The organism is Variovorax trehalosi (assembly GCF_051216415.1).
Classification (GTDB): domain Bacteria; phylum Pseudomonadota; class Gammaproteobacteria; order Burkholderiales; family Burkholderiaceae_C; genus Variovorax.
In genome coordinates this window covers 20268-33296 of record NZ_JBPJZG010000003.1, presented here as the reverse complement: position 1 = coordinate 33296, position 13029 = coordinate 20268, and the positions used below count along the sequence as shown (strand labels likewise).

The 13029-nt window shown below is 65.6% G+C and carries 11 protein-coding genes and 1 pseudogene; 4 read left to right on the top strand and 8 right to left on the bottom strand.

The window, feature by feature from the left end; genetic code table 11:
• Positions 1-139 precede the first annotated feature (139 nt).
• The 3 genes from ACSFA7_RS12145 (at position 140) to ACSFA7_RS12135 (ending at position 3250) form a co-directional block, all read left to right on the top strand.
• Positions 140-1837 carry a CehA/McbA family metallohydrolase domain-containing protein gene (locus tag ACSFA7_RS12145; protein WP_435499592.1) on the top strand — a complete coding sequence of 566 codons (1698 nt, stop codon included), beginning with the start codon at positions 140-142 and terminating at the stop codon, positions 1835-1837.
• A 154-nt stretch (positions 1838-1991) separates the two neighbouring features.
• On the top strand, positions 1992-2315 hold the full coding sequence (locus ACSFA7_RS12140; RefSeq protein WP_435499591.1) for a hypothetical protein: 324 nt from the start codon (positions 1992-1994) through the stop codon (positions 2313-2315).
• Between the two features lie 119 nt (positions 2316-2434).
• Positions 2435-3250, top strand: a complete 816-nt coding sequence (locus tag ACSFA7_RS12135) for a MipA/OmpV family protein (RefSeq protein WP_435499590.1) — start codon at positions 2435-2437, stop codon at positions 3248-3250.
• Positions 3251-3341: 91 nt separating this feature from the next.
• Here ACSFA7_RS12135 and ACSFA7_RS12130 read toward each other — a convergent pair whose 3' ends face one another.
• The 7 genes from ACSFA7_RS12130 to ACSFA7_RS12100 form a co-directional block, all read right to left on the bottom strand.
• On the bottom strand, positions 3342-4712 hold the full coding sequence (locus ACSFA7_RS12130) for a sensor histidine kinase (RefSeq protein WP_435499589.1): 1371 nt from the start codon (positions 4710-4712) through the stop codon (positions 3342-3344).
• A complete protein-coding gene (locus ACSFA7_RS12125; RefSeq protein ID WP_435499588.1) occupies positions 4709-5374 on the bottom strand; it encodes a response regulator transcription factor in 666 nt (221 codons plus the stop codon). The genes ACSFA7_RS12130 and ACSFA7_RS12125 overlap by 4 nt, the downstream gene beginning before the upstream one ends.
• Positions 5375-5568: 194 nt before the next feature.
• Positions 5569-6462: a 2OG-Fe(II) oxygenase gene (locus ACSFA7_RS12120; RefSeq protein WP_435499587.1), complete on the bottom strand. Its 894-nt coding sequence runs from the start codon at positions 6460-6462 to the stop codon at positions 5569-5571.
• A 15-nt stretch (positions 6463-6477) separates the two neighbouring features.
• Positions 6478-7143, bottom strand: a complete 666-nt coding sequence (locus ACSFA7_RS12115) for a hypothetical protein (protein WP_435499586.1) — start codon at positions 7141-7143, stop codon at positions 6478-6480.
• A 49-nt stretch (positions 7144-7192) separates the two neighbouring features.
• Positions 7193-7852, bottom strand: a complete 660-nt coding sequence (locus tag ACSFA7_RS12110) for a hypothetical protein (protein ID WP_435499585.1) — start codon at positions 7850-7852, stop codon at positions 7193-7195.
• Positions 7849-9246 carry a cytochrome-c peroxidase gene (locus tag ACSFA7_RS12105; protein WP_435499584.1) on the bottom strand — a complete coding sequence of 466 codons (1398 nt, stop codon included), beginning with the start codon at positions 9244-9246 and terminating at the stop codon, positions 7849-7851. The genes ACSFA7_RS12110 and ACSFA7_RS12105 overlap by 4 nt, the downstream gene beginning before the upstream one ends.
• Before the next feature lie 113 nt (positions 9247-9359).
• Entirely contained in the window at positions 9360-11798 is a 2439-nt protein-coding gene (locus ACSFA7_RS12100; RefSeq protein WP_435499583.1) for an alkaline phosphatase family protein, read from the bottom strand.
• A gap of 613 nt (positions 11799-12411) precedes the next feature.
• On the opposite strand from ACSFA7_RS12100, the pseudogene ACSFA7_RS12095 reads away from it, so the two are divergent.
• Positions 12412-12489: pseudogene (locus ACSFA7_RS12095) on the top strand (XRE family transcriptional regulator); the annotation flags it as partial.
• Positions 12490-12609: 120 nt separating this feature from the next.
• Here ACSFA7_RS12095 and ACSFA7_RS12090 read toward each other — a convergent pair.
• Positions 12610-13029, bottom strand: a complete 420-nt coding sequence (locus ACSFA7_RS12090) for an outer membrane protein assembly factor BamE (protein WP_435499582.1) — start codon at positions 13027-13029, stop codon at positions 12610-12612.

Genomic DNA, 13029 nt, shown 5'->3' with positions numbered 1-13029 from the left:
GGCGGGGACTGCGGACTTCCCGCGCAAACCTTTCACCTCACTTTCATCGTCGTGTCACGACAGGATTCCAGACTCCGGGTTCTCCTGAAACCCCGAAGCGACGGCCAGCCTTGTGCTGGCCGTTGCCTTGTCTGCCGTCATGAAATTGCATCCTCCCGCTTCCCGTGCTCCCGCCGTTCTCTTCTCCACCCTCGCGCTCGCCGCGGCCGCACTGACCGCCTGCGGCGGCGGCTCGGGCGGTGGCAATCCATTCGCCGGGCTGCCCATCGTTCCTGCAGCGCCGGCACCGGCACCGGCGCCCGCAACGCCGCCACCTCCCGCGCCACCCATCGAGCCGACCGGCCGCTGGACCGTCGGCGACCTGCACGTCCACACCATCCAGTCGGACGACACGCAGCAGATCTCCACGCTCGACCAGGTGCTCGCCAAGGCCTTCGACCAGTTCGGGCTCGACTGGGCCGCGCTCTCCGATCACCTGCGCCTGTCTTCCTACGACAACGACGGCAACAAGCTGGCCAAGCAGATTCCTTTCTCGGAGGGAATGGCGAAGTACCAGGTGCCGCGCATCAAGGCGCTGCAGGCGGGCGGCAAGTACGCCGACAAGACGATCTTCGCGTCCTTCGAGTGGGACATGGCCACGCACGACCACGGCAACGTCGGCATCCTGACCGACAGCCCGATGTCGGATGCCGCGCTCAAGGCCACGAGCCAGTTCGAATACCTGTTCACCAACCGTGACCCCGCACTGTTTCCGGCCGACGACGTGACGGCGTGGAATGCGAAGGATGCGCGCGCCTTCTCCACGCACGCCGACGTGCTTGCGGCCATCGCCTGGCTCAAGAGGAACTACCCCGACACGAGCTACCTGCAGATCAACCATCCCTCGCGCAATCCTGGCAAGTACACGGCGGCGCAACTGCGCGAGATGAACGACGCCGCGCCGAACATCGTGTTCTCGCTCGAAGGCATGGTCGGCAACCAGATGGAGCCCGACCGCGGCGGCTACAACAGCGCCTACACCCCGGCCAACCTGCCGTCCCGCACCTACGGCGGCGTGGACTACCTCGTCGCCAAGCTCGGCGGCACCTGGGACGCGCTGCTCTCCGAAGGTCGCCATATCTGGAACGTGGCGGATTCCGACTACCACTTCACCACCTCGCAAGGCCAGTACAGCAGCGGTTACGCGCCGGGCGAGTACGCGAAGAACCATCTCTGGGGCGACATCAAGGATCCGAAATCGCTGCTCGCGGCTTTCCGCTCGGGCAAGCTCTTCGCGGTGAACGGCGGCCTGATCGACGCGCTCGACTTCAAGGTGCAGAGCGCCAAGGCCACGGGCGAGATGGGCACCGAAGTGGCGGCCACGGCGGGCGAAGACCTGAAGATCACCATCCGCTTCAAGAGCCCCGAGCGCAACAACTACGAATTCCAGCTCGGCAGCGGCGTCTTCGCGAACGTGAAGCCGGTGGTCGATCACGTGGACCTGATCGCGGGCGACGTGACCGGCCGCGAAACCCCGGGCACGCCGGGCTACGCGCGCGACACCAATCCGTCGACCCGCGTGCTCAAGCGCTTCACGCGCAGCGACTGGAAGCTCGATGCCGACGGCTACTTCGCCGTGAGCTACACGGTCAAGGCCGGCAGCAACCAGTACTTCCGCCTGCGCGGCACCAACCTCGGAACCGACGTGCCCAACGAAACCGCGGGCGGCGAGCCGCTGTTCGATGCGCAGACGACCGGCGCGGACAACGTGGCGCGCTTCAACGCCATCAATGCGCGCAACTACGCCGACCTGTGGTTCTATTCGAACCCGGTGTTCGTGAAGGTCGCGGCGCAGTAGGCCGGCCCGCAAGGGAACGCATGGGCTCAAGGCCTCGTGCAGCTCCCTTAATCAAATCCTAAAACGCCTAAAGAGTTATTAAAGGCGGCGGTTCAGCATCCGGCTCAGCCAGCGAAAGACATGTCGTCCCAGCTCGCGCCGAACTGGAGCCGCCGTGCCGAACCGCCTCAAATTCCTCCTTCTCGCGCTCGTCCCGGTGCTGCTGCTTTCGGCGTGCACCAGCATTCCGATGAGCACCACCCCCGAATCGCGCTTCTCGCAGATGAGCTGCCGCGAACTCGACGCCGAAGCGGCGATGGCTGGCGAGACGAGGCGTGTCGCGGCGCAGGCGCGCAGCGATTCCTGGCACGTGGTGCTGCCGATCCTGGTGGCTGCGAGGTACGTCAATGCGAGCTCCGCGCTGTCGCAAGCCGAAGGACGCGAACTCAAGCTCGCCGAAGCGCAGACACGCCAGGGCTGCATCAAGACGCCGGCGTGAGCCGCGCCCTCCGCCTGCAGCGTCGGCAAGACCTCCTGTACGACAGCAATCCACCCCCAAGACCTGTCGGCGGTGTCCGCTGCCGACCCCGCTTCTTTTCAACCCTTAGGACTTCGAAGATGAATGAAACCCGTACCCCTTTCAGCGCCCGTGCGCGCACGCGTGCACAGGCCCTGTTTGCGGGCACTGTGCTCGGCGCCATGGTCGTGCCCGCCGCCTGGGCGCAGCAATCCGTGAGCGGCGCGGGCGAATCGAGCGAAGGCGGGTCGCAATGGGGCCTGGGCATCGGCCTGGGCTTCGAGCGCAAGCCCTACCGCGAGTTCGACGACAAAGCCCGGGGCATCCCGTTGATCATGTTCGAGAACAGATACGTCAGCATCCTCGGCCCGAGCCTGGACGTGAAGCTGCCCTCCGCGGGGCCGGTATCGTTCCGGCTGCGCGCGCGCTACGCCGACGACGGCTACAAGGCCGACGACTCGCCCTTTCTAGCCGGCATGGACAAACGCACGGGCAGCTTCTGGCTTGGCGGCACCGCGACCTGGCACAGCGAGTTCGCGAACCTGTCCGCGGAACTGCTGGCCGACGGCTCGGGCAACAGCAAGGGAACGAAGTTCAAGCTGCAGCTGGACCGCCGTTTCCAGTCGGGCGCCTTCGACATCACGCCGCGCATCGCCGCGAACTGGATGGACAGGAAATACGTCGACTACTACTACGGCGTGAGGTCCGCCGAGGTGAATGCCCGCCGTGCGTTCTACGAAGGCAAGTCGACGGTGAACGTCGAGATCGGCGTGCGCGTGGGCTATGCCATCGCACCGAAGCAGAGCGTCTTCCTCGATGTCAGCGCCACCACGCTCGGCAGCGGCATCAAGGACAGCCCGCTGGTCGAGCGGTCGAGTTCGACGGCCGTGCGTGTCGGCTACGTGTACCGGTTCTGACAACGGCGGCGGGACCGTGGGAGACACGGTGCGCATGACCCGTCCGGAACGGAGCCTCGCAGGTGAGCGATGAGGGCGAAAGGCCGACGGGCTATGCGCCCCGGTCCGATGCCGGGAACAGGATCCGCACGCTGAAGCCGCGACCGTCGATCCCCTCGCCGGTACGGACGGTGGCGCGGTGAAGATCCGCAATGCCGGCCACCAGCGAAAGCCCGATCCCGCTGCCGCGCGAGCTCGTGCCAGCCACCCGGTGAAAGCGCTCGAAGATGGCCTCGCGCTCCGCCTCGGGAACGCCCGGCCCGTCGTCCGCCACCTCCAGGAACACCTGCTTCCCACCGCCTTCCAGGACGACGCCGCAAGCGATGCGGATGCGCGCGCCCGCCGGCGTGTGGCGCAGGCTGTTGTCCACAAGGTTGCGCAGCAGGATGCCGATCTCGTCGATGTCGCATGCGATCCAGCCCGATTCGATCGCCAGGAAGATCGAGCGGTCCTGCTGCCTGGCATGGACTTCGAATTCGCGCGCGACGTACAGCACCAACTCGCTGAGGTCGACGGGCACATGGCGGCTCGCGATCGCTCCGGCATTGAGCCGGGCAAGGTCGAGCAACTGCTCCGACAGGCGAGCGCTGCGCTCCACCACGAGCATCAGCTTGGCCAGCGCCACGTTCTTCTCGGCCACCGTGGTCGCCTGCATCGCCACCTGTGCCTGCGCCTGCAGGGCCGACAGCGGCGTGCGCAGCTCGTGCGCCGCATCGCCGATGAAACGCCGCTCGCCCTCGACCGCCTTGTCGAGTTGGTCGAGCAGATGGTTGAACGAAGCGACCAGCGGCCTCAGCTCCGAAGGAAGGTGTGCGATCGGCACGGGCGTAAGGTCGAATTTATGGCGCTCGCGCAAGGTCGTCTGCATGGCCGTCACGGACTTGAGCGAGAGCCGCACCGCAAACCACATCAGCCCGCCTACGAGCGCCAACAACCCCGTGTTGATGGCCAGCGCGATCAACGCCTTGGACCTCAACTCGACGTTGATCACGCTCTGAAGATTACCCACCTGGACATAGAAGCGGCCCGTGCTGTCCGAGACCGAATAAACGCGCCAGCTCTCGCCGTCGATGGTGGTGGTGGTGAGGCCTTCGGCAAAGTCCGGCCGCAGGGGCACGGCCGGTGCGCCCGGCGTGCGGACCGCCAGGCGGCTGCGGTCGACCCAGACCTGAAACACAAGCTGCTGCTCCTTCTTCTGCGCGAAGTCCGGGCGTAGCTGCAGGTTTCGGTCAAGCGTGGTCGAAAGGTTCCTCCCGGCAGGAATTGCCAGCAGCACCCGGGTGGCGAACGACTCGAGCTTGTCGTCCCAGATGCTGGTCTGGCGGTACTGCACATAGGTGAACAGCACGGTGAGCGCCCCCGTCCAGCACAGCACGATGGTCGCGCCGAGCACGGCGAGCATGCGCCCCTGGAGCGATCTCATTGCTGCGCCTGCCCGATCACGTAGCCGTGGCCGTGGACCGTGCGGATGAGGTCGTCGCCCAGCTTGCGGCGCAGTTGGTGGATGAAGACCGCAATGGTGTTGCTCTCGATGGTGCTGGCTGTGCCGTAGACCACGTCCTGCAGGTGGTCGCGCGTGACGACGTGGCCGGGCCGCTCGAGCAGAGCCAGCAGCGTGCGGTATTCGTGCGCGCTCAACGGCACATCGACGCCGCCGCGCGTGACCACACGCCGGCTGCGGTCGAGCTGGATGTCGCCATGCCTGAAGACGGGAATCACGCGCCCCTGGCTGCGGCGGATGACGGCCCTCACGCGCGCCCACAGTTCGTCGAACTGGAAGGGCTTGACCAGGTAGTCGTCGGCGCCGGCATCGAGCCCGAGGATGCGTTCGCTCAATTGGCCGCGCGCGGTGAGCATGAGCACAGGCGTCGGGTCGTAGCGGCTGCGCAGCGACCGCAGCACGCTCAGGCCCGATTCGCCGGGCAGGCCGATGTCGAGCAGCACCGCCGAATAGGCATGGTCGACCAGCGCGAGCCGCGCGCCGGCGGCGTCGCCGACGTGATCGATCGTCCAGGCGGTCTGGCGCGCGCCGTCGCAGATCGCCTCGGCGAGCATGCTGTCGTCTTCAACCAGGAGGAGGTGCATCGGGGGCGGTTGCTGTTGGCGGCGTGGATGGCAGTCGTCGATCTTGCCGGGACACGATTAATTTCCTGTTAAGAACGCGCCGGCCCTGGCGGCAGCGAGATGCGCAGGGTACGCGCGGAACCACCCCGCCACAACGCACCGTGAGGTCCCGATGACCGGATGCATGGAAGCGTCGCTCCATGACCGAATCGGTTTCAACGGCGATCGACACCCTCGGCGGCCACGAATCGGCGCTCGCGCATCCACTTGGTCATGACCCACTTCTCGCCCCGGGTCACCGGCGCGCTGGCGTGCAGGGACCGCGTGTCGACGCGGCCGTTGCCGTCGCAGTACTCGAAATAGCAGGCGTTGCCGCGAATCGGCGACACCGCCAGGCCGAGCTGCGGAAAGACCGTCTGGCCGCCTTCCGGTGGATCGTTCAGATAAGTCACCAAGGTGCTCACACGCTGGCCGCTTCGCGCGATGGATTCACGGTTGGCGGCGTTGGTGGGCGCCAGGTAGTCGTGGTGCGGCTCGCTGCCTGCGCCGGTCGGGTAGTACAGCAACTGCAGCCCCTCGCCGTTTTCCAGCGGAAGGTTCATCAGCGCCGAAAGGCGCCGGTCGAGACGGGCGATCAGGTCGTTTTCGCAGAGGCGGAAGAACATGCCCCAGCTCGCGCGCTTGTCGCTCACCACATCGCGGCCAGTCATCGGATCGACCAGCGTGGAAGGTTTCAGGCGCGGCCGGGCCATCTCGATGAGGGCCTTGCATTCCTCCGCGTCCACGACATTGCCGAGCGCGGCAAAGACCGGGTCTTCGCCGCGCGAGTGCACAACGATCTCGCGGTCGGCCGCGAGGATTCGCGTGCCCGGCGCGAGCCGCGCCACCGGCCTGAACGGCGCCTCGTCCGGCAGTTCGATGGCGTCGGCCGGCATCGGTCCGCCACGCTGGCGCGCGTCGAGGTAGGCCGCGACGATGGCCTGCGCGGCCCGCTCGTTCATGCCCTGCCCCCGCATCGTCGCCACCAGCGCCTGCGGCATCTGGCCGGCATTGAGGTTGTGCGTGAGCCAGCGGCCCAGGTCGGGCGAGAAACGGACGACGGTGCTCATGGGCGGATCAGCCTCTCAGACCGGCCCCGTCTGGGCGACCCAGCCCTTGTCGCCGCGCGTGAAGCCCTGGCGCAATTGCAGCTTGCCACCGGCACCGTTGGCGATGCGCGCGACCATCGGGAACACGCGCTGCGCGTCGGCGTCCTGCATCCACGGCGCGGTGTCGATCTGGTAGGTGTAGCTCACCACCGCTATCGGATGTTGCGCGTTGGAAGCGTCGACCTTGACGTCCACGATCTGCTCGCGCTTGAGATGCGCCACGCAGAAATCATTGGCAGGTTGTTGTCCGGCGACCTGCGTTGCGGGCGAGTGCGGCTTGTAGAACTTGCGGCCCGCGTCGGTCAGCTCGAACCGCTTGACCGCGCCATCCGGGTTCTCGCTGCTTTTCGACACGCCGACGATGGTGCTGTGCACCAGGCCCAGTTGCTCCATCACCGGAAACTGGATCGCATGGCGGGCACCGGAACCGGCCTCGGCTTCGGTCAGGTCGATCGGCCAGTCGACCATCGCGAGGCAGATGTCGCCACGCTGGGCCAGGTAGTCGTCCAGCGGCGCCGCAAGGTTCTCGGCGGTGGGTGCGTTGGCATCGTGGCTGGTGCTGCATGCGGCCAGCGCACAGACCAGGGCGATGCCCGCCAGATTTTTGGCATGGTGGCTCAGGCGAATGGAACGGAAATTCATGCGGAGTCTTGTTGTTGATTGACGGATAGCGTGGCGGTCGTGGATTCGGTCAGTGCACATCGAGTTCGTCCGCGACCCAGCCGCGCTGCGTCAGATGGACGCCCAGGCGCATCTGCATCGTTCCCTCGCGCTGGATGGCGCGCGCCAGCAGCGGAAAGGCTTGTTGCGCCTCGGGCGTTGCGGCCCAGGGTTCGGGCGCGATGCGGTAGGTGAAGAGCAGCGAGGTCGCGGTGCGGCCATCGCGCGTTTGCGGCGGATCCCAGCCGATCAGGCGATCCAGGCTCAGCGTGGCCGCGCAGAAGTCGGCGGGGTGCGTGATGTTCTCTGTCGTGGTGCGTATCACCACCGGCACCTGCAGGTAGTGCTTGCGGCCTGCATCGGTCAGCGCATATTCGCGGGCTGGTACGGCGCCGGCTGCAGCGCCATTGGAGACGGCATCCTTGCCGGTCACCAGACCCAGCTTCTCGAGCACCGGCATCTGCTGTGCATCGGGTTCGCGCGACCCGGCCGCCACCGTGATCGGCCAGTCGTACTTGGCCAGGCACACATGCCCGCGCTGCGCGAGGTAGTCGTTCGTGGTCGCGGTGAAGTTCCCCTGGCTCGGAAGGCGCGCCTGTTCGTTGTCGCAGCCGGAGAGCGAGACCAGCAGCACGATCAGGGACACGGCGCCACCGATGCACCGAAGCACGGAGTTCGCATGGGTCTTCATTTCACGCACCTGCCGCTGGTCGATGGCGCGGAGGAAGGCTGGTAGCCATCGCTCAGCGTGCCCAGGAAGCAGACCAGGTCGGCGATCTGTTGCGGTGTCATGACCGGGGTGGAACCGGGCGCGCGCGGCTTCGTGCCGCTGGCGAGCGTCTTGTCGCCGCCCTCGCCGGTCCCCATCGGCAGTTCCTCGTCGATGCTGCCTTGCTGCACTTGCGGCAGGTCGTTGAACTTGTCGACCGTTGCGCCCGGCACATGGGTGGGTTGCAGCGCCCAGACCGGGTTGGCCTGCGGCGCACCGGTGCCGTCGTTCCTGGCCGGATACCAGTACGCCGGGTTGGTGTCCCGCGTGTTGTAGAAGTTGACGACCTGGTCCAGCGAGTGGAGCACGCCGTTATGGAAGAAGGCACCCCGAGTCGCCACGTTGCGCAACACCGGCACCTTGAACATCCCGCAGTACGGGTGGGCCGTATTTGGCGTGGCGGGCATGTAGTCGGTGCGGAAGGGGCCGCAGAGGCCCATGTCGAAGTACTTCGGGTCGTCGTTGGCCGGAATCGGGTCCGGATTGTTCGGAATCGACCTGTCGTTGCGCGGCGCGCCCAGGGCCTGGTAGGTGAAGTCCGTCATCAGGCCGCTGTTGCCGTTGAAGTTGGCGCCCGTGTAGTGGCAACCCGAGCAATTGGTGACGCCGGTGCTGTGGAACAGGACCTCGCCGCGCCGCTCAGCCGGCGTCAGCACGCCGCCGATCTTGTTGAAGACATAAAGGTCGTACTTGCTGCTGTACGGATGAAAGCTGAGGTCTTCGGTCTCCAGCGCCTGGATCGCGGTGCCCAGGGCGTCGAAGGCGGCGTCGGTGTTGTCGAACACGTTGGCGCCGAAGGCCTGCTTGAACAGGCCGGCATAAGCGCCGTTCTGCACGGCCTTCACGACCGCCTCCTTCGAGCTGTTGTTCATCTCGACCGGGTTGAGCAGCGGCAGCGCGGCCTGCGCCGCCATCGTCGTCGTCCCGCGGCCGTCCCACATGAAGCCGCCGCCAGGCGAGTTGGAGGTCACGCCGTCGGGGTTCGGCGCGTCTTCGCTGAAGGGCGGCGTCGATTCCTTGTAGCGCAGCGAGGGCACGGCGCGCGCGCCGGTCCGCTTGGTGTCGGAGCCCAGTTGCACCGAGATGCTGTTCGGTGGACCGTAGGCGTATTGCGGGTCGTGGCAACTCGCGCACGACATGTTCCTGCCGCCCGAGAGGTTCTTGTCGAAGAAGGCCAGCTCCCCGACCTGGGCCCGCGCGCTCAGGACCTGCTTGCGCGGGGCGGAGGGGCTGCTTGCCGCCGCCGCATTGCCATTGCCATCACAGGCCGTCAAAGCCAACAGCGCTACCGAGAGCGCCATGACGAGCGGGACCATCTTGTCCGTTGCCAGATTCATCAAAAGGGAAATCGCCTCAAGCTTTTGCCGCGGGGGCCCGGAGGCGAGACGCCTCCAAACCCTCCGCGGCTTTTCTGTCGTCGGTCGTCGGCTTACTTCGTCGCCCAGACGCTGCTCTGGCTCGCGTCGGCACCAACCTGCGGCGTGATCTGGCCTTCCAGCTTGCCCGTCTCCGGGTCCTGCACGCCGACGATGTCGTTCGCGTACAGCTTCTGCTTGTAGTTGGCCGGAATCACGTAGGCATGGTTGATCGGCCGCACCGAGTCGAAGTGCGTGTCCGCGCTGTTCTGGTATTCAGGCAGCGCCAGGATGTTGGCCGTGATGAACGCTTCCGAGTACTTGGCGCGGTTCAGGTACGTCGCATCGACAGCCGGGTCGGCGATCTGGAACATGTCCTGCAGCGTGCGCAGGAACGAGAAGTGGCTGTAGGCGTCGCTGTCGGCGACCTTCTTCTTCGCCGTGCCCACGTCCTGCTGGTTGGTGAGGATGCCGAAGATCGAATTGCCGTGGCCGAAGTTGCCGCCGGCGTAGTTGGCCGGCGGGGTGGTGGCGACGGCCTTGCCGCTCGCATCCACAGTCACAGGTGCGGTGCCGGAATTCGGGCCGCCCGCGTTCCAGCCGCAGCAGGAGCCGTTGCTGCCGCCTTCGCCTTCGTCGAACATCACCACGATCGCCACGCGCTTGTGCGGGTTCTTCCACAGCGCCGAGTTCTGGATCGCCTTGACCGTCATGCCCAGGTAGATGTCGGCGCGCTTGATGTTGGGGCCCTGGCCGTCGTTGCCGCCCTGGCAGCTTGCGTCGTTGCCCACGCCGTGCATGTCGTCGCACTGGTCCGGCACGATGAAGTTGATGTTGCCCACATCGCCCGCGGCCAGGTCCTTGCTGAACTGGTCATAGACCCAGCCGCTCGGCACCTTGTAGGCCGTGGTCTTGAGCCAGTCCGCTTCCTGGTACTGCGTGCCGAAGATGGTGCGGTTGGTGGCGGTGAACTCGGGCAGGTTGCGTGCTTCCTGGAAGGCGATCGACGGGCCGTGCTTGACCTTGTAGAGGCCGTTCACCACCGCGAAGTTGGACGTGCCGACAAGGGCGGGAATGGCCGAGCCGTCCAGGTTGGTGACACCCTTCAGGCGGCTCGTGTCGTACGTGGCGACCACGCTGGCGTCGGCAATGCTGTCGCCGCGCACATCCTGGCCGGGGTTCATCGATTCGCTGTAGGTGCGGATGGTCCGGCCCGTCCTGGACATCAACGTGAACAGGTTGTCGCCGGGGACGTTGTGCACGGTGCCGCCGGTCGGCGTGTCGCTGCAGGTGGCGCCAGCGGTCCCGCTCCAGCCGGCGCGCGTGTTCGTCGGCGGGCGATCGCCCTGGGCGGGCAAGGGCTGGCCGTCGGAAGCCGTGCCACCGGCGAATGCGGCGTCGGTGATCTTGTAGTCCCCGGCAGCGCCGCAACCGAACCAGTTGTCGTCGTGGATGCCGAAGTCGTCGCCGCCGCCCAGCGCGGTGTAGTTCGGCTCGGACGGGTTGCCGGTCGAGTAGTACGTGCTCAGCTGGTTGTAATTGTTCAGGATGTGATTGATGTTCACGGCCCGCGGGTTGCCGACGATCGCATCGGTCGACTTGTTTTCTTCGATGATCACGAAGATGTTGTCGTAGGCCGGAACGCCCTCCACATTGAAGGCCGCCTGCTGCGCCTGTGCGAAGGTGATGGCCGCCTGCTTCTGCGTCGGCACCGAGGGGGTCGCCTTGGTGCCGTCGGCGTTGGTGAGGGTCACGCCCGCGAGGCCCACGAGGCGGGGGTCGCCGCCCGCGACGGCCAGGTTGTCGGGGAACATGTCCTTGCGGTCGAGCTTGGCGGTCGCGTAGGTGTAGCGGTTGGTCAGCTCGTTGTCTTGATACAGCGCGGCGTACTGGGTGGCGCCGCCGAGGGCGTTCACGTCCGCCAACGGATCGCTGAACTTCGCATCGCCGAGGTTGAAGGCCGGGCCGCTCATGCGTGCGGCGAGGTTGGCCTTTTCGGTCGCGTAGTCGCTGCCGTTGGCTTCCACCAGGCGCTGCGCTTCGCTCGACAGCGGGCTGATGACGATCGCGTCCGCGCCCTGGTCGGCGATCTGCGCGGCCGAGGCGCGCAGGATCAGGTGCTTGGCCACGGCAGCGCCGGTGGCGGTGTTGGTCGCGGCGGTGCCGATGTCGGCCACCAGCTGTCCGGTGGCGCTGGTCGTCAGCGTGAACTTGCCGCTGGCATCGGTGACGGTCGAGGTTTCGCCGCTGTCGAGCACGCCATTGCCGTTGGCGTCGACGAAGACGGTGGCCTTCTGGTAGTAGCCGGGCTTCAGGGTCGGGTTGCCGGTGGTGCTGCCCGGCACGTAGCCGCTGGCGGCCACCACGCCGCTGAGGGTCGTGCTGCTCGTGTTGGCCGGCGGAATGATCGGGAAGAAGCTGCTCCCCCCGTCGCTTCCGCCCCCGCAAGCGGCGAGCACGCAGGCCGCAACCGTCGTCAATGACGAGAGCAAAACTCTTTTCTGGAAAATCATCATATATATGGGGCTGTTGGTTATCGATGGTTTTGACCGGCCTGCATGGGGATGCGGGCATCGTGCGTTTGAGTACGAAACGCCACATCGAGGAGAAATGTAGAAATAGCAAATGACATTGACATGTCAAAAGAGCATTTGGCTCTTTGCTAATTCTTTGCTAATTCAACGAAGACATTCAGGCCGCATCAATTCGCAACCACACTGGATCTGACCACAAGCTGACTTTTAAATTAGGCAAAAATTAGGACGGCAGATCCCGCCCGCGAGCGCGAGTGGATGGCGCACCTGCACAGAGGAAACTTGACGCTCCCTTTCGTCCAGTCTCTTTGATAAAAGAAATCGGCCCGTCAATTGCGGGCGATCCTGCGAATTGAATCCGTGCAATTCATTTCGGCGCGGTCGGCCTGGCGACATGCGATCTCACGGAAACGAGGTCATTCCCATGCTGTGGGCATCGGCAATTACGCCCGCCGAAGCCATTGTGTTATTTGCCGTCGAAAATTAATCGCCTGAACCCAGTAATTTGCGCCCAAGACGGCCCCACGCAAAACCCTACCCCACTATTTTTGAATAGTGGGGATCCTGGGAGTGACAGACGTGGCGGCATTCATTGAGCGTCATCAGACGTTGGGCCGTGCGCGAGCAGATGTCCATCCGCGAGATGGCAAGGCGTACGGGCCTGTCTCGCTTCGCAGATCTCGCGCCTGGTGAGCGCCACCAACCATTTGACAGTCGTGGCGCCCGCCTCCAAGACTGCGGGCCCCGTTTCACAATCGATCTATCGCCGTCGCTGCCTCGCTTTGTTGGCTCACGAACTCCGGCCGGCGCAATCGGCTGGCAGCCAATGGAAGGTCTGTGCCTTGTAGTCCTTGTCGAAGATCACCTTGTAGCGGCAGGTGGCGACCTCGTCTCCGCTCGAGCGGAACTTGAAGATGTAGTCCCACTCGCGCACCGCGAACATCCCTTCCTCGAAGTGCGGGCGGCCCAACAATTCGTAGAGCTGGTTCTTGGTGTCGCCGGGGCGCACTGCGCGCAGGTTGTCGCGGTTCGGAAAACTCCCCTCCGGTTGCCGCGCATTGCGCTCGGCAGGCCATGCGAGCTCTTCGGCCTTGCCGTCGTCGGTGATGCCCTTGCTCACATAGGAGGTACAGCCGTACAGGGCAGCGAGCGCCCCGAAACCGATCGCGGCAATGCAGATTCGAGATGCGCGTTGCCCTGCGAATGCCAT

Coding starts and splice junctions, on each gene's coding strand:
- ACSFA7_RS12135 (WP_435499590.1), top strand. CDS start 2,435: ATGAATGAAACCCGTACCCCTTTCAGCGCCCGTGCGCGCACGCGTGCA.
- ACSFA7_RS12090 (WP_435499582.1), bottom strand. CDS start 13,029: ATGGCATTCGCAGGGCAACGCGCATCTCGAATCTGCATTGCCGCGATC.
- ACSFA7_RS12120 (WP_435499587.1), bottom strand. CDS start 6,462: ATGAGCACCGTCGTCCGTTTCTCGCCCGACCTGGGCCGCTGGCTCACG.
- ACSFA7_RS12115 (WP_435499586.1), bottom strand. CDS start 7,143: ATGAATTTCCGTTCCATTCGCCTGAGCCACCATGCCAAAAATCTGGCG.
- ACSFA7_RS12125 (WP_435499588.1), bottom strand. CDS start 5,374: ATGCACCTCCTCCTGGTTGAAGACGACAGCATGCTCGCCGAGGCGATC.
- ACSFA7_RS12130 (WP_435499589.1), bottom strand. CDS start 4,712: ATGAGATCGCTCCAGGGGCGCATGCTCGCCGTGCTCGGCGCGACCATC.
- ACSFA7_RS12105 (WP_435499584.1), bottom strand. CDS start 9,246: ATGGTCCCGCTCGTCATGGCGCTCTCGGTAGCGCTGTTGGCTTTGACG.
- ACSFA7_RS12110 (WP_435499585.1), bottom strand. CDS start 7,852: ATGAAGACCCATGCGAACTCCGTGCTTCGGTGCATCGGTGGCGCCGTG.
- ACSFA7_RS12145 (WP_435499592.1), top strand. CDS start 140: ATGAAATTGCATCCTCCCGCTTCCCGTGCTCCCGCCGTTCTCTTCTCC.
- ACSFA7_RS12100 (WP_435499583.1), bottom strand. CDS start 11,798: ATGATTTTCCAGAAAAGAGTTTTGCTCTCGTCATTGACGACGGTTGCG.